The 15897-nt window shown below is 63.7% G+C and carries 14 protein-coding genes; 3 read left to right on the forward strand and 11 right to left on the reverse strand.

The window, feature by feature from the left end:
* Positions 1-2463: 2463 nt before the first annotated feature.
* The 3 genes from J4573_RS09210 to J4573_RS09220 are packed head-to-tail and all read left to right on the forward strand — an operon-like array spanning position 2464 to position 4657.
* Positions 2464-3042 (forward strand): hypothetical protein, encoded by a 579-nt coding sequence (locus J4573_RS09210; protein WP_208254852.1) that lies wholly within the window; start codon positions 2464-2466, stop codon positions 3040-3042.
* Between the two features lie 5 nt (positions 3043-3047).
* Positions 3048-4067, forward strand: a complete 1020-nt coding sequence (locus tag J4573_RS09215) for a hypothetical protein (protein WP_208254853.1) — start codon at positions 3048-3050, stop codon at positions 4065-4067.
* The gene (locus J4573_RS09220) at positions 4064-4657 is read left to right on the forward strand and encodes a hypothetical protein (protein WP_208254854.1); all 594 of its coding nucleotides are present in this window, start codon (positions 4064-4066) and stop codon (positions 4655-4657) included. The genes J4573_RS09215 and J4573_RS09220 overlap by 4 nt, the downstream gene beginning before the upstream one ends.
* Positions 4658-4673: 16 nt before the next feature.
* On the opposite strand, the gene cax is transcribed toward J4573_RS09220, so the two are convergent.
* The 11 genes from cax to eccD form a co-directional block, all read right to left on the reverse strand.
* Positions 4674-5774 (reverse strand): calcium/proton exchanger, encoded by a 1101-nt coding sequence (gene cax / locus J4573_RS09225; protein ID WP_208254855.1) that lies wholly within the window; start codon positions 5772-5774, stop codon positions 4674-4676.
* A 719-nt stretch (positions 5775-6493) separates the two neighbouring features.
* On the reverse strand, positions 6494-7204 hold the full coding sequence (locus tag J4573_RS09230) for a hypothetical protein (RefSeq protein WP_208254856.1): 711 nt from the start codon (positions 7202-7204) through the stop codon (positions 6494-6496).
* Between the two features lie 68 nt (positions 7205-7272).
* Positions 7273-8181 (reverse strand): hypothetical protein, encoded by a 909-nt coding sequence (locus J4573_RS09235; protein WP_208254857.1) that lies wholly within the window; start codon positions 8179-8181, stop codon positions 7273-7275.
* A gap of 18 nt (positions 8182-8199) precedes the next feature.
* Positions 8200-8565 carry a DUF6317 family protein gene (locus J4573_RS09240; RefSeq protein ID WP_208254858.1) on the reverse strand — a complete coding sequence of 122 codons (366 nt, stop codon included), beginning with the start codon at positions 8563-8565 and terminating at the stop codon, positions 8200-8202.
* Entirely contained in the window at positions 8562-9023 is a 462-nt protein-coding gene (locus J4573_RS09245) for a hypothetical protein (RefSeq protein WP_208254859.1), read from the reverse strand. Before J4573_RS09245 ends, J4573_RS09240 begins: the two co-directional genes overlap by 4 nt.
* The gene (locus tag J4573_RS09250; protein WP_208254860.1) at positions 9007-10107 is read right to left on the reverse strand and encodes a S8 family serine peptidase; all 1101 of its coding nucleotides are present in this window, start codon (positions 10105-10107) and stop codon (positions 9007-9009) included. Before J4573_RS09250 ends, J4573_RS09245 begins: the two co-directional genes overlap by 17 nt.
* 1574 nt (positions 10108-11681) lie before the next feature.
* Positions 11682-12113: a DUF2563 family protein gene (locus tag J4573_RS09255; RefSeq protein ID WP_208254861.1), complete on the reverse strand. Its 432-nt coding sequence runs from the start codon at positions 12111-12113 to the stop codon at positions 11682-11684.
* 35 nt (positions 12114-12148) lie between these two features.
* The gene (locus J4573_RS09260) at positions 12149-12436 is read right to left on the reverse strand and encodes a WXG100 family type VII secretion target (protein ID WP_208254862.1); all 288 of its coding nucleotides are present in this window, start codon (positions 12434-12436) and stop codon (positions 12149-12151) included.
* Between the two features lie 46 nt (positions 12437-12482).
* Positions 12483-12797, reverse strand: a complete 315-nt coding sequence (locus tag J4573_RS09265) for a WXG100 family type VII secretion target (RefSeq protein WP_208254863.1) — start codon at positions 12795-12797, stop codon at positions 12483-12485.
* A 249-nt stretch (positions 12798-13046) separates the two neighbouring features.
* Positions 13047-14408, reverse strand: coding sequence for a type VII secretion protein EccB (gene eccB, locus J4573_RS09270; protein WP_208254864.1), 1362 nt, complete (start codon positions 14406-14408; stop codon positions 13047-13049).
* A gap of 4 nt (positions 14409-14412) precedes the next feature.
* Positions 14413-15807, reverse strand: a complete 1395-nt coding sequence (gene eccD / locus J4573_RS09275) for a type VII secretion integral membrane protein EccD (RefSeq protein ID WP_208254865.1) — start codon at positions 15805-15807, stop codon at positions 14413-14415.
* Positions 15808-15897 lie beyond the last annotated feature (90 nt).

The following is a 15897-nucleotide window of genomic DNA, read 5'->3' on the forward strand; positions in this document are numbered from 1 at the left end:
ACGGTCAGTACGGCATCCGTGTCCTGGCCCTGCTTGCTAGAGCCAACCAGCACAGTCTGTCCATCAGCCACAACGGCCCCGGCAAGCGTCTTCCCCTTAGGCCAGCGCACCTTGGGAGGGGTAGGCGCGGCAGGCGGCGGCTTGGCCCCTCCGGTATCCGCCTTGGTCCACGTACGCCCACCATCCGCCGACTGCCATGCCATCTGGCGCTTGTTGGGACTCCGCCGATCGGTGTGCTTCACCCGAGAGCCACGCAAAACCAGATTGCTCCCCTCAAGCGTCAGCCCGTCGAAGCGCACTTCACCACTACTGGCCGGAAGCTTCAGCTTCCCCGCCTCAAGCCGCTCCCAGCGGCTCCCATCGGCCGAACTCCACACCACAGGCCCGGACGAGGCCGTACCCACGGCCACCATCCCAGCCCCGTTCGCGGCCAACCCGGTCACCTTGTCGTTCTGCCTGAACGCATCCGAAGGCCCCCCGAACACCCAGGCGGCCCCATCGCGGCTGCTCCACACCACCGACTTGCCCGCCGAGTCCCCCAAGGCCAGCCAGGCCCCCGGGTTCCCGACAACCTTCTTAGGCCGAGCCCCTGCAACAGCCCCCTGCACACTCACTCCCCGCCACGTCCGCCCCCCATCATTCGAGGTCAGAAACTGAGCCTGATAACCCCCGGCCCCCTGCTCCCCACCAGCCGCGACCACAGTCGTCCCCGCCGCCGCAACGGCAGTGAGCTCCTGATTACGAGGCGCCCCGGCCGCATCAACCAGAACCCCCGCCTTGGGCGGCGCCACCGATGCCTTACCCCCCGCATCCGTAGCCGATGAAGGAGTACTGCTGGCCGTGCTCTTGCCGTCGCCGCCCGAGGAGACCATTCCAACCCCGACCCAAGCGATCCCGGCCACCGCCGCACCCGCAGCCAGCCCGGCGACAACAATCCCGATCCCCTTCTTCCGCCGAGGCTGAACAGGCCCAGCGACCGGCCGTTCCCAAGGCACCGCCTCCGCCCCACCAGGAGGCCCCGCCACAGCCGGAGGCCCAGCAGGCACCACAGCCCTCACCCCCGAGGACCCGCCACGCCCAGCAGACCGAGCAGGCGCCTCACGATCCGCCCCACCAGGCCCCCCTGACCTAACAGGCGCTCCAGCACCCGCCGCCGCAGCCCCGGCAACCCCAGGCCTATTCGCCGCAGCCCCGGACGCTCCAGACCCGCCGGCCCGCGGCGCTGCCGCCGCACGACCAGGCCCCCCAGGGCCCGCCGCACCAGGCCCGGCCGCACCAGGCCCGGCCGCCGTAACCCCCACCGGCGCAGGCCCGGCCGTCACAGGCCCACCCGCCGCAGGTTCACCATCCTCAAGCCCTGCCGCCGCGCTACCGGGCGCACGAGGGCTCGCCGTCCCAGGACCCGCCGCAGACCCTGCTGCACCAGACACGCCAGCCCCCGAACCAGACGCCGGACTACCGGGCAATCCAGGGCCAGCCGCTCCAGGGCCAGTCGCGGCGGGCACTGGTGCCCCAGGCCCGACCGCACCAGGCAGGGCCACCGCACTACCAGGCACCCCAGCATCCGCCGCCCCAGGCCCGCCAACTGTGAGCCCAGACGCCGCAGTCCCGGCCACCGCAGGTCCACCCGCTGCACGCCCACCCGGCGCACGCCCGGCGGTCCTAGGCCCGGCCGCTCCAGGACCAGATGTACCCCCGGACGCCCCAGCCTCGGACGCTTCAGGACGGGCGTTAGGCGCGTTCGGCTGCATCTGAGGTGGAGCCGGCGGGCCAGCTGGTGTCGCTGGCGCAGCTGCTTCCGGCGGCGATGGCCGAACGGCCTGAGACGTAGGGGCACCCCCCGCTGACGCGTCAGCGCGGCGCGCCGGAGCCACATCCCCCTCGGGCCCCGCTTGAAGCCCCACCTCGCGTACACCTGCCCCCGCAGCACCTGCCTCTCCGCCACCAGACGGCGCACTCTTCGCAGCAGGCACTCCGCCGGCGCTAACCGCAGCCTCCATCCCCGGCCTAGCCCCCTGAGGCTTCCGTGGCGCGGCGGCCCTGGTCACCACGGTCTCCGGCGCTACCCGCTTGTCGGGCGGCAGCCCAGGAGTCTCCGTGTACTTCCGCTCCCCGAAACTGCGCGGCGGTGACGGCGCTTCAGACCGAGACTCGGCCGGAGGCTGGGGCGCGGGCTCAGCAGCGGGCGGAACGGCCGGATCCGCCTCCGGGGCAGCGGCAACGGCCGCGTCGCGCCCTGAGAGCCAAGGCGGCGGCGGAAGATCCGTCGCCTCCTCGTCCAGAGTCCGATCCCCGTTATCCGACGTCACCGGCTTCCCTCCCAGCACCTGTCCCGTTCGGACGTCTCAATGACCACAGCGGTTCCGATGATCCCAGAGCAGAAGACATATCGGTACGAAAGCCTTGAATACCGGCAGTCACGGATGACAAGAAGCCATTCAGAACATGTGCCATGATTCCGCGATGGCTCACTGGCGAGATCAGCTGGCGACCGCGCCGCCGTGGCAGTGGGGAATCGGCGTGGCAGCGGTCACCGTGCTCGCCTTCGGCCTGGGCGCTCCCCTGGTTCTCCACCGACCCGCCCACCAGGAGGCGTGGCTCATCGCGCCGATCGCAGGCGCCCTGGTCGGCCTGGTCACCGCAGTCGCCATCAACAGAGTCCGCTATGCGGATGAGGCCGCCACCGGCATGCTGACGAGGGCGGAACGCATAGAGCTCAAGCGCGCGACACGCACGGGCCGGGCCCCGGCTGATCCCAACCTCGCGTACCAGGCGATGGCACTGATCGAAGGCCGCCGCCAACAGATCCGCGTGGCGACCAGGTGGGGACCGTGGATCTACGGCGCGTTCGCCCTACTGAGCATCTTGCAGGCACGCGCCAATCCATGGTGGTACGCCCTCACCGTCTTCTGGGCCCTATGGCTCGCCTACGCCCTCGTCGGGGGGCGTTATCAGCGATCCCGGCTCGACCGCATCGAACGCGCAGTCACCATCCAACTGGAAGACCTCCGCCAAAGCCGACCCCCACAGGCCCCCCAATGACAAGGATGCGGCAGCGGCGCGACGGCATCGAATTCGGACCGAGCCGTGGAAGCCGTTTCACCACCCTGTTCGTCATCACCTTCATCCTGGCCTTAGTCTTCCTTGTCCGATTCCTCATCTCTTCAGACCTAGCGCCGATCCTCTTCACCCCCTTCATCATCTTGCTGCCCTGGCTGTTCGTGCTGTCGACGCAAGCGGTCCAGCCATCCACCGTCCTGACGGCGACAGAGCTGCGCTTCGCGCGCCTCTCATGGGCCATCCCCGTCCGCCGCGAACGCATCCCATGGACGGCGATCACCCACATCGATGCCATCCGTTCGGGCCCGGGCCACTACCCCCTCATCCATCTAACGGACGGCACCGCACTCAAGGCTCGCTACCCCATGGCCAAGCGCAACACCGCCGCGTTCAATCAGGCCATAGCTCTCATACAGCAGCACCACCTAGAGGCATGCCAGGGCGTTCTCCCACTGCCCTCCGCCGCCCCGCTCCCCTACAACAGAGTCCGCGTCTGGGTACGTGTTGTCTCCATAGCCCTGCCGCTGAGCCTCATCCCTATCCTCGGCATAGGAATCGCTGCGGTCGTCAACGCTCTGCACACATCACCCGACGTCAAGGTCTGCGACTACATACCCCGAGACCTGGCGGCCCGATTCATCCCGAACGGCCAGATCGACGACTTCGGAGGCGGCGGCGCCGGATGCCAGTGGATCGCCGGTACGCCCGAGCAATCCGGCACTTGGCTGGACGTTCACATCGCCAAGGCGGGCCTCCATGACCCCCACGACTCCTTCACCATCACCAGACAGTCCCAGACCCGCCCCGTGCACCGCCTCAAAGGCGACGCGTACACCATGGCCTGGCAAGACAGCTGGGGCTACACCTCTCAAGGCCGAGCGCGCGTAGACGACTACCTCGTCATGGTGGCCATCCACACCAAACGCGCGACTTCCCCTTCCGAAGCAGAGACCCAAGCGGCCGAGATCCTCCGCGCCATGACCAAGAAGCTGGCGGCACAAGCATGAGCCTCTGGCCGAACCCCCGAGAAGCCTCCTGGCTCGCAACGAGCCTGGCCCTCGTCCTAGCCGTCGCCATCCCTCTCCTGGCCTTCTTCATCCCCTTCCCCAGCTCCGACGATGACGACCACCCACCCGACCACACGCCGATAGTCGACCTGTGCTCGTGGTTCCCGGCGCCCAAGGCCGCCGAGCTGGTCCCCGACCATCGTCCGCCCAAGGGCCAGACCATCTTCTACGGCGAAGTCCAATGCACCTGGCAAACCGAAGCTCCCAGAACCTCCCTAGAGCTCTCCGCCAGCCGCATGACCACCGCAGCCACCACCACCGAAGACGAGATGCGCAAAGCCCGGGAGGACTACGCCCAGAAGAACGACGCGATCGAAGGCAAGTCAGAGACCGTCACCGGGCTAGGCGACGAGGCCACGCTCACTTACAAGACCGACCGGGACAGCACTCAGGCAGTAGTCGCGGCCCGCGACGGCATCCTGGTCATCCAGGTCAGATACTCAGCCAAGACCAACCCCGCCACGGTCATCACCAGAGCCAAGGAAGCCGCTACCGAACTCCTCCGCGTCCTCCCACCCAAGGGCCACTAGCAGGCAAGCCCCCGCATCATCCCCACCAGAACGAAGCGGCGATGATCGCGTACAGCACGATGAGCGCCGCACCCTCCAGCCAGTTCGACTCACCATCAAGCACCACAATGATTGTGACAACGACCGCCAGGATCAGCGCCGCGATCAGCAGCGGCGACAACACAAGCGTGAACGAGGCACCCACTAGCGGCGACAACAACACCAGCGCAGGCGCGACAACCAGCGTGATCTGAAGCGGGCTCTGCAGAATCACCGACAACGCATAGTCGGCCTGGTTCCGCGCCGCGAGCTGGATCCCCACCACGTTCTCGACCGCATTCCCGGCGATCGCCACGATCACCAGACCGGCGAACGCCTCCGAGATCCCCAGCTTGTCCATGGCCGGAGTCAGCCCAGCGACAAACCAGTCGGACACGAACGCGGCCCCGACCCCCGCGACCGCCAGCATCGTGATCGCCAGCCAGAGCGGCCAGCCAGGCCCTTCGTGCCCGCCCTCATGAGCCCCCTCAGCCTCCGCCGTCGCCTCCGCCGCCTCCGTGCCTTCCTCCGACTTCTGCCGCTTCAACGCGGCCGGCAACGACGCGATGAACAACCCCAGCAGCAGGATCGACACCACGATCGACAGACCACGCTCGTGCCCCGCCGCAGGCGAATGAAGCGCGGCCGTCAGCGCCGGAACGACCAGCGCCGCCACCGACAGAACCAGCAACATCGAGATCGTCCGAGCCGCGGACTGCTCGAACTTCTGTGACCCGTTCTTAATCCCGCCGACCAGGAACGCCAGCCCGAGCACCAGCAGCACGTTCGCCAGGATCGACCCGACGATCGTCGCCCGAGCCACCTCGTACAGCCCACTCTTCAGCGCGAACAGCACCACGAACAGCTCCGGCAGGTTCCCCAGCGCGCTCTGCACCACCCCGGTCGCCCCCGCGCCCAGCCGTCCCCCGAGCGCCTCAACACTGCGCCCTACCAAACTCGCCAGCAGCGCGAGCGCCACCCCGGACACGATGAACGGCACTAGGTCGCCACCGAGCCCGCCGTAGTAGGTGATCGCGGCGCCAAGGACCACGACCACAGCCAGCCCAGTCATCCGGTAATCAGAACGCGTGAGGCCCATGGGGACGATGATGCCGCAAGCAACCCCCGAGTCCAGTCATATCCACAGCCTGGCTAGAGCTCCACCGCCGACTAAATCCGCGCCGGTGGGTCAGTTCCTGCTCGCAAGCTTCATGCCCCGGGGGCGGGGGCCTGGCAAACCACCCGTGGTCTTCCGATCAGACCGGATTCGGGCAGAGGAACCGGTTCAAGCCGACGCGGTACCCCCACGACAGCGGCCATCCGCTCACTGCGGAGACCATGGAGTGATTCGGCGTGTAACGGCTCCCAGACCCACTCGGTGAAGGTGAAATGGGGCTGTCTACTCGGTCTCGGCCCGCCCGGTTAAGGTCGCCATCAAGGTGATGCGTCACGGCCGCGCTGTCGGCTCGTCGTTCCGTGGGAGTTTCAACATCGAGGCGGTCACGTGTCGAGGGGCACTGGGTTCTGTACGGCAGTGTGCTCGACCACAACGAGGCGATGGGCGCCCCATTCACAGTCATCGAGACATTCACGGCCCCTCGCACGCCGACCGTATCGAGGCGCACTGAGTCCGCCCGGCTGAAACCCCGCGCAGCCTCTCGACCGCGCTCCATGCCATCCGGCTCCTACGCCGAGACCTCAGCCGCGCAACGGCGTGCCCTTCACGTCCGTCCCCCGCGTCATCAACTCCAGCATCGCCTGACTGGGATGCTGAATAATCTTTCGAGAGAACACCACTTGCCTGGACGACGCCACCCTCTAAGGGTGCGAACCATTCAATTCATTGAGAATGGCCACAAGAATCGTCTGAGCGTCCTTCTTGGCCTGTCCGGATGACAGCCGCACAGCCCTCTGTCCTGCGTTAGGATCCGGAAGATAGTTCATCCCCTCCCAAACTATCTCAACCAAGATGTTCTTTGTCCGGCAAGCCACGAGTCCTCCACCAAGGTCATACGTTGCCTTTGCGGCACCATACCCCCTGATGACATTCCCCTCTTCTACCGTCGAAAAAAATGCCTCGTCACCCAATCCATGCAGGGATTGGGAATTGCCGATCACAAGCAGTCCTTCGGCCCGCCCTTTTGGATGGCGATCTGAGCGTTTCACCACCTCAGAAGAATAGGCACTCTTGGCCTTCGCCAGGCCATCCAGTCGTTTTATGACGATAGAGAGTTTGCGTCCCATCGAGCGATTAAACGACTCCCCAACATAGTCTTGCGCGGTAGGAGTGTTGTCAGGGTTGAATCCTTCGAGGGTGACCTCATGCGGTACCGATGAGCGAATAACTGGCAGCAGATCGGGCATTGCAGAAACGACACCGTCAGCATCGGTAATAACACTGCGCGGAAAGTTTCCAGATGGAATTATCTGGGCAGTCTTCGGCGCCTCATCGCCCTTTTTATTCGCAGTATTGCCATCATCAGAGAAGACGATCGTCGCGAGCCCGACAGACAGCGCGATTACAGCCACCCCGCAAAGCAATACAATCCATCTACGACGCATACTTCAGAGATCCGTATCTTTTAACCATCCGCCAACTACTTGAATATTTCAAGAAGACCCCCAAGGTCGTTGAGGATTGTCCCAAACTCACCGACCCCTTTTCCAACCGGCTTGAGCGGGGGGATCTTGTCCAGAACCCCACCAACAGATTGGGCTCCACCACCGATCTTCTTCAGGTCATCGGAAACATCTCCTACCGTCAGTCCCGACTTGTCGTCTTTGCTCTCATCTTGTAGTTCTTTTAGCAGTTTGTCTATTCTAGGACCATACCACGCCGCCTGGCCTGGACTCAGCAATTGATTGGCAGGAAGGGCACCCGAAATATTTGACTGCCCCTTAAAGAAGTTCAAGCCCTGCCCCAGAATCTGGGCCAGAGTTGTCATTTCTTTCGCAGCGAGCAGTCTCGCTCTCTTTGCGGCCCCCTGTTTCTCTAGGTAGAACCGCTGCAGGGCACGGTATTCATCCTGAAACCTGCCGTCGGGCTGCGGTTGAGGGAAGCCGTTGCTCGTGGCCTGAACATTCTGTAGCCAATAACCGGCACTAACCCCTTCATCTACTCGCTGGTCGAAATCATGCTCGATCTGAGCAAGTGTGATTCCAAGCCTATCTATCACTGCAGCAGCTGCCGATGCAGTGCGATTGAGAGCGGTCATTATCACGGCATTCTGACCAAATTTTCTCTTGAACAGTCTCAGTGATTCGCTATCGCTCTGGTCATCTCGATCACCGATGAGAGTATTTACCTCTCTCCTCAGGCGATCTACGCTGGGATTTCCTGCCTCGGCGAACTTGTAAAGCTGTTCAGCAAGAATGTACAGACCCGGAAAGTCACCCTCTATGTACCCTCCCCAATAGGAGGGCAAAGGAGATCGATATGCCGGAGCCTCTGCTTTAGGAAAGCTAGCTAGCGGAGGCACGGAAGAGCCGGTTGGATCAGGTGCCATGGCGCACTATTCTCCTGCCTAGTTCTTGGGTGTAAGAGTCCCGTTATCCCAGTTATCGGCCCAATTGGGCAGCGTTGCCATTACATCCTGAACGATTGCCGCTTGGGTAATGACCGTCGCATCCGTTTCCGCGACACGAATTCTTTCTGCGGCCAGGATAAGCTTTTCTCCGTGGGACCATGTAGCATCAGCTACGGCTGAATGCAGCAATCCAATCATCTGCAGCAGGGTTTCCAAGGCACTGTCCGATTCAATCCCGCCCGTATCAGGCCGGTCGAGACCTCCGTCCGCCATTGTGCCCTTATACTCTTGTGCGACACTCCTAATGACGATTCCGGAGCGGAACATCTGCTCCTTGTAGGCCTTGACCCAATCCAAGCTCACGATTGCTCCTTCTTCGACTCGTCAAGGTCGGACCGAGTCCATACTTCTGCTCCTGGTGCCAACATTGGGTTAACAATGATCGGTGACCTGCCGGCAACCTGAATCAGGAGCTCAAGCAGGGGGAGGTGAATCTTCGGTTGATACTGACCTAGGGTGCGGACAAGCAGTTGCTCATCAGTGAAGATTGGCAACACCGCAGAGCCGTTGCTTTGCCGCCTCAGCTCAAATTGATAGTTTCCGTTCGAAGATTTCTCTGGGCTGACAGGCGCATAGACTGCTTGCTGTTCCTGCGCGTGACCCGTCTGAGATGGCGAAGTTTCGTCTCTCGGATCAACCGGACGGTGCTGATCTAGCTTAAGCGTGGCGAGCCGTTGCGCTGTCTCATCGGCGTCTGCGGGCGCATGGGGTGTACTCTGATTAACGATGCTGTTGAGGGAGTTCTCACTTCTGTCCTGCATCTACCCCTCGAGTCTTCATTTGGCGGAGCATAAAGAGCGCGATGAATGTGACCAGGCCGAGCACTACGGCCGCCACCACCAACAGACCAAATTCACGATGTGTACTTTTGGTGGCTACACCTTTCCCTTTTGATTCATTCACAGCCTGCGGCGAACCGCCCTTCTGGGCCTGCAACTGCTGATCATAACGCCCATATACAGGGTTGGCAGCTCCAGGAAAAACGTTCGCGGTTAGGGCAGCGTAGGGAATTACGGCGCCGTTGCCGGTTTTGTTGTCCCAGCCTTTGGGGCCCACGTCTTTGGTGGTGTTGAGGATCCGTTGGACGATCTGGCGTCCCGACATTTGGGGGAACCGGGCACGAAGGAGAGCTATCACTCCTGAGGTGAGAGCCGAGGCTTGGCTGGTGCCGGATGCACGTTCGCGGAAGCTTCCATCCTTTTGGGTCACACCAACCATGACGGCAGGAGCAGCCACCATGATGTTCTTACCCGGCGAAGAGAAGTCGGCAATTCTCTTCTGATAGTCAAGACCGCCTACAGCCAGTACGCCCTTGCAGTCCGCGGGAGTCTGATCGCCGTCGTTCGGGCTGTTGCCGGCGCCCGCGACAACTACGACGTCCTTCGAGATCGCATAGTTCACGGCGTCCTGCATGGACGTTATGCAGTCGTGGGGTGCGCCCAGGGATAGGTTGATGACTTTTGCCCCGTGGTCGACCGCGAATCGTATGGCTTCATCATTTTGGACTTCACTGGTGACTTGGATGGGGAGGATCTTTGCCTTTGGGGCGACTCCGACCATGGAATCGCCGGGGCCTTGGCCGGCGATGAGAACGGCCATCGATGTTCCATGGCCGTCGAACTCGCGGTCCACATCTTTGCGACCGTCGCCCCGGCCTTGAACGGCGCCTTCGAAGTCGGTCCCCGGCAGAACGACCCCTTTGAGCTGAGGGATCGTCGCTTCGACTCCAGTGTCAATAAGGCCGACAGTGACACCCTGGCCCTGGGTTAGCGGCCAGACCTTACTCTCGATCTCCCAGACACTGAGCCACCACTCCTTTGAACGCGGCGAAGACTCAGCTGACACCGGGAGAGCATGCAGCAAGCAGACTGCCAGACATGTGCTCATGGCCAGCAGCCGCTTGCTCGAGGCTCTCAAGTTCATGCCCCTCGTCTCAGGTCACGGCTCATCGTCGCCGATGATTCGAGGTGCGACGCCATCGTCGTCCGTCCACAGGTCTTCATCATCGACCAGCCACGACGAGCGTTCGCGTTCTTCTTGAGAGCGTCTTCGGGAGCCGGAACCCGTCGTTGCCGGCCCCCGCGTTCCAGACCGGCCTCCGATGGTCCGAGATGCTCGTGTACCGGCTGCCCCTTCGTTCTCAGCGGGTGCGCCCCAGCTCGATCCACCTCGGCCCAGCACGCTATTGGACCGCCCGCCTTCTGCGTTAGGTGCGATGCCCGCTTCGGGTGAAGCCCCCCCGAGGCGTTTGGGGCCGATCGCTCCTGATCTGGGTGCCGAAGCCCCAGGCCTGCTTGGACCGAACTCGCCTTCCCCTCGCGGTAGAGGAGCAGAACGCCCAGGGCCGATCGCTCCCGGCCGCGGAACTCCGCCACCCGGGCCACCTGATTCTGAGAATCGCGGCCTGGGAAAGGCATCTCTTGGCTTCCCTCCGCCGGGGCCCGGCCGTGGCCCTGAAGGAACTGGTTTTGGTGGAGCCGTTCCGCCTGGGACGGGAGGGACCGGCATGCCTCCGCCAGGTGACGGAGACGGAATACCAGGGGTCGGGCCAGGGGGAATGCCGCCCGGTCCAGATCCTGGCGGGCCAGGAGGAGCCAGGGCGGGCCCACCTCCACGCCCGTTAGGAGGTAGCCCTTGAGGGTGCGAAGGGTTCCCCCCGCCGTGATGGTCACCGGGACTCGGCACACCAGGGTGGTCCGGGACGCCCGGCAATCCGCCGTGGCCATGAGGACCAGGTGCTGCACCGCCTGAGCGAGGTGTTCCGCGTCCAGTACCTGGAGCCGGTGAGGCCCCTCCTCCGTTGGTGTTCCCGCCTCCACCATCGCCTGGCGCCTGAATGGTCTTGTCGCCAGGCAGGTCGAGAGAGAGATTGCTGGGGATCTTGTCGAAGGCGGTGGCGAGGCCGGCGTTGGTCTTGGCCAGGTGCTCCTGGGCGGCCTTGTCGTCAGTGGCGGCATAGGAGTTTCCCAGACCAGCCGGGGACGGTGATGGCTTGCTACCGGGCATGAACGCGGAAGGGCCCGGCATGTCGCTCTTCGCATCGGCGAGTGTCGAGCCAACGCCGGCGAGAGCAGTGTTGTACTGCTCGACAATGTTGCCTAGAGACCTCGCGCCCTCGGTCAGGCGCTTGACATCGGCGATGCCCAGCTCCTGTGCGTCGCTCTTCCAGACGACGTTCAGTCGCTGCATGTGGCTTACCAGGTCCTGCTCTGCCTTCACGAGCGCAGCTTGAGCGTTGGCATAGGCAAGGCTGAGCGACGGCAGAGTGAAGGTGTCCGCGCCTTCTAGGTATGCCTTGATCGCGGCATAGTCATATTGCTTGGGGTTGCCCTGACCGAGGTCGCTCGGCCTGAGGGGTGTCTCATGGACACGACCACCCATTGTCTAGGTCCCTCCTCCAAGAGCGATCGTCAACGCGGTCACCATGGACCGAGGTTCGACGGGGGCGTGGGCACCTGGCTACCGGCTCGCTCGCTGGCCGCCTTCGCTCTGGCGTCACCGTGGCTGTAGTTCCTGGCCGTACGCTCGACTCGTCGGATCACAATGTCGTACGCGTCGCAGTAAGCCTGCAGAACTTGCACCAAGTTCCCGTGCGCCGTAGTCATCTTCGTGCTGAGACTCTGGGCGACATCCCATTGGCCGAAAGCGTTCGAGGTGCCCTTCAACTGGTTCAGTGTGTTGCGCAAACCCGCCAGGTCCTTGGACATCTCGGCGGCGACCTTCTTGATCTCTTCAGCGCGGTACTCGGCCGAGCGACCGCCCCTGCCGGCCGCCGTGGGGGCGACCGGCTGAGGGCTCAAGGGACCCATGAGGAGCTTGCGCAAACCGCTGTCGTCATCTGGTTCTGACATGGTCCATGTCTCCTCTCAAGCTGACTCTGAAGATCTCAAGCCCACTGGGCAGTGTTGATCTTCTCTGCCTGGAGGTGGATGTCGTGGGCGTCGCCGATCGACTTGCCCATGGCCTGCACGGCGAAGGCCATGCGCTGCGAAGCAATCTTCCACTCGCGGGACTTCTGCTCGTACGCCTGCTTGGCGTCGCCGTCCCACTCGGCAAGGTGGGTCCGAACCTGGGAGTCCAAGGTCTGCAAGATGTTCTCGTAGTTCCTCAGAGCCTTGACGAAGTCCGCCTGGCCCTGCGACATGCCGCCGAAGTTGACGTAGGTGTAGCTCATGATCATTCCTCCACGTTGTTAAACAAGTCCTGGTTGAGCCAGCAGGTCAGCCGTTGACGAGGCCCTTCATGTGGTTGACCTTCTGGGTCTTCTCCTGCTCGGCCTGCTCGTACTTCACCTTGGTGTGTACGAGCTTCTCGTGGATGTCGTTCAAGTCCTTGAGCACCTTGGCGAACTCCTGCTGGAACATGCCGAAGACCTCGGTGAACGCTGCGGAGGACTCGCCCTTCCACTGGCTCTGCAACTGGGAGTGGTGGGCGTTGAGCTCGTTCTTGACGCCGTTGATCTGGCCGTGGGCGTCGTTGACCTTGGTGGCCGCCTGGGCCATGTGTTCCCGGTTGACTGATGACTGGTTGGCCATCTCGTTCCTCCTGGACGTCGGTTAGCTGAGGCATCACGACGCGTGGAACGCACCTGGCGGACCTAAACAGTCTGTGGCCCACATACTGCGACACACCCCGTGACTGCGAGCAAAGGAGAGCGTAGGGGGACAGTCAGATTGCTGTCTATGGCCTTGTAGTACGTATGAATGAAGTTGTCAGAGATGCCTGTGAGATCCCGAATGAGTTCGCGCAGGTCGGGCATGTCAAGAGGAATCACGATCTATCGGTCATGTGGCCGAAACCGGCCGTAGTGCTGCTGCCGTGGAGAGGATGGGTCCCTCACGGAAGAGCTGCAGGATGTCGGCCGGTACGGGGACCGCTTTGTCGGTCGAGTAGCCCAGTTTTGCCACCTCATCGGCGGTCGGGATCGGGTAGCGGATGCCCTGGTCGGTGATGATGGCGAACGCCTGAGGACGCTGGCCTGGGCCCGAGAGCGTTCCGGCGAACGTTGCTCCGCCGGAGAGGACCACCTGGTCAAGATTGCCTTGACTCGTGCGAGCGTCGGGGAGGGTGCCGCCGATGGTGAAGCGGGCATCGGTGGAGAGCTTGCCGGTGCCGGTGTAGACGGCGCATAGCGGTGTTGCGGGGTCGTAGGTGACCGTGCTTGGCGGGCTGTCGGGCAGGCCGTTCCGGAGCAGATTCGTTCGGGAGGGCTGCCCTGCCGCGGCGCTGAGGCTGATCTGCTTGGGGTTCCGCAGGGCGTTTGGGAAGGCACCGATGAGAAGGCCGGCCTGGGTCTTGGTGATACCGGCCAGGCCGTCGTCGAGGAGGACGAAGTAGCGTTCGGCGCTCCCCGCCACGGCCGGGGCCAGGAAGACCTCCCCTACAAAGCTCCGTGAGCCGTCCGGGCCGGGCCGGTCCTTGCCCGGGTCCGTGAGGGGCGGGGCCGCGTAGTCGGGTCCCTGAGGGAGGCCGTTCAGCCAGCGCTGGTCTACGGCGACCGGTTGGAAAGGGAAGACCGAGCGGGCGGCTTGGGGAGTGATCCGCAGTCGCTCGTTGTGCCAGACGACCCACAGTTGGGGTCCGCTCCGCACGAGGATCGACTCTTGGTCTGTTAGGGGGCGGCCTCCGACATCGTGGCCGCCGATGAGGGAGACCCGGGAGTCTCCTACTCCGGCGTTGCGGACGCAGAGGGACCACGGGCCGCGAGAGAGTTTGCCTGGGTCGGGAAGGGATTCAGGCGCTCCCTGGATACCGGTCATGGCACCGCGGGGGTATTTGGCGAGAGAGCGGCTGGACACCAGTTTGCGCTTGACCGTGGTGGTGGACATCGCCAGGCGTGCGGACGCGTAGTTGAGGAACGGGATGAGCTTGTGGTCCTGAGCGCTGTAGGAGTACGAGGCGCCCGTTTCCTTCTCGATGATGACCAGGCCTGGCTCTTCCAGGTGGCGGGCACCGCCCTTGAAGAGCAGGCCTGAGATACCAAAACCCGTCGCCACAAGGACGACGACCATGACTCCGCAGAACGTGCCTACCCACGTTCGGCGAAGAGGGGACTCTGCGGCGCCTGGCTGCCCTTGGAGGAGCGCCAGGGCGACGCGCTGAGTCATCAGCTTGTGTGCCTGGTAAAGGTCCTTGCGAGTCTGCATGGCGTCAATCCGCCAGGCCGCGGAGCGCGGTGTACAGGTTCAGCAGGCCCATGGCCAACGGGAAGAGGCTGAGGATAAGGAAGAGGTCGAGGATGTCTCCGGCCCGTCCCCAGAACGGCGAGGGCTTACGGGTGGGCAGGCGGATCGCCATCGTCATGGTGATGGCCACACCGAGCAGAAGTGGGACGGCGAAGAACAGGATCGCTCTGGCCGGAGTCTCGGTAAGCGCGTCACGCATGCCGAGGAGGACCAAACCGGCCAAGCCGCTGCCGAGCATCCAGATGCGCTGGGCACGTCCGTGAAAAACGCGGGCGCGCAACAGCAGTACCAACGAGAGGCAGAGGCTCATCGCCACCTCGAGCCACCCGCCTGTGGGCGACAGGCTGAGCTGTGCGGCGAGGCCTGTCAGGCCTACGCCTGCGATAAGTCCTGTGGCGAATCGATCGGCATCGCGCGTGCGCCTCAGCAGAGACGGGCCGTCGAAGGTTCGGGCGGCGCTACGCAGTTCCTCTGCGTTCTCCGGAACGGGAGGGAGCGGGAGGCGCGCAAGACGGAACGAAATCGAAGGGATTAGTGCGGTCAGGCCAAGGAAGAGTGATGCGACGAAAGCGGCTGTGCCCTCAGGTGATAGGCCGAAGCCCTGTACGGCGCCGGCAGCAACCACGCCTATGAGTGCCGTGAAGGCGACGCCCAGGAAGATGGGCAGCCCTTCTTCGATGGCAAAGGCGGCCACTACGCATACGAGCGTGACCGCGGCCAGCGCGGCTAGTACGTGCAAGGCACCCAGACTGGTCAACGAGATGGGACGCGCGGGTGCTAGCAAGCCTGCAAGGAACGCATAGGGCACCGCGCTGTAACCAAGGACCGCTCCAGCCACCGCATCGCCGAGGGCTCGTGACAACACGATTCCGGCGAGCAGCAAGAGGGCGGCCATGACACCCGCGGCGATCGCAATGAGTTGCCAGGGTGGGCCTACGAACGCCAAGCCGAAAGCTCCAAAAGCCAAGGCCGCCGCGCTGGCCGTCAGACCAAAGCGACGTGTCAGCTCGGGTCTCCAGCGATCGGCATGCTCGTTGATCCCGGTCGCCACGACGTCCGCCACGTCGTCAAAGACAACTTCAGGGAGCTGCGACATCTCTGGCCGGAAGTAGAGCACCTCGCCATCGCGTACGCCCAAGGCGGCGAGCGACTGCGATTCGTCAAAGGGAGCCTCGTCCAGGCGTTGCAGCACCCACCCCGAGTGGGCGAGTCCGGCGTTGGCGAGGTTGCGGCCCGCGGCTTGCAAGAGCGTGGGCAGCATGTGGGCGAGAGGGACGTCGGCGGGGAGTGACAAGTCGATCCGCCGTCCCGGCGCCACGAGCGCGATGCGACACAGGTCTGCGCCGGTCGTCGGGTTCACGTGGCCTCCGATCCGCTTGGATGAGCACGATGGGACCGCACATTGACTACCAGTCTCGACCGGTCTGCGCCACATCGTCAGGAATCCTGA

The organism is Actinomadura barringtoniae, from assembly GCF_017573505.1.
GTDB lineage: Bacteria > Actinomycetota > Actinomycetes > Streptosporangiales > Streptosporangiaceae > Spirillospora > Spirillospora barringtoniae.

Coding starts and splice junctions, on each gene's coding strand:
- J4573_RS09210 (WP_208254852.1), top strand. CDS start 2,464: ATGGCTCACTGGCGAGATCAGCTGGCGACCGCGCCGCCGTGGCAGTGG.
- J4573_RS09215 (WP_208254853.1), top strand. CDS start 3,048: ATGCGGCAGCGGCGCGACGGCATCGAATTCGGACCGAGCCGTGGAAGC.
- J4573_RS09220 (WP_208254854.1), top strand. CDS start 4,064: ATGAGCCTCTGGCCGAACCCCCGAGAAGCCTCCTGGCTCGCAACGAGC.
- cax (WP_208254855.1), bottom strand. CDS start 5,774: ATGGGCCTCACGCGTTCTGATTACCGGATGACTGGGCTGGCTGTGGTC.
- J4573_RS09235 (WP_208254857.1), bottom strand. CDS start 8,181: ATGGCACCTGATCCAACCGGCTCTTCCGTGCCTCCGCTAGCTAGCTTT.
- J4573_RS09245 (WP_208254859.1), bottom strand. CDS start 9,023: ATGCAGGACAGAAGTGAGAACTCCCTCAACAGCATCGTTAATCAGAGT.
- J4573_RS09255 (WP_208254861.1), bottom strand. CDS start 12,113: ATGTCAGAACCAGATGACGACAGCGGTTTGCGCAAGCTCCTCATGGGT.
- J4573_RS09260 (WP_208254862.1), bottom strand. CDS start 12,436: ATGAGCTACACCTACGTCAACTTCGGCGGCATGTCGCAGGGCCAGGCG.
- J4573_RS09265 (WP_208254863.1), bottom strand. CDS start 12,797: ATGGCCAACCAGTCATCAGTCAACCGGGAACACATGGCCCAGGCGGCC.
- eccB (WP_208254864.1), bottom strand. CDS start 14,408: ATGCAGACTCGCAAGGACCTTTACCAGGCACACAAGCTGATGACTCAG.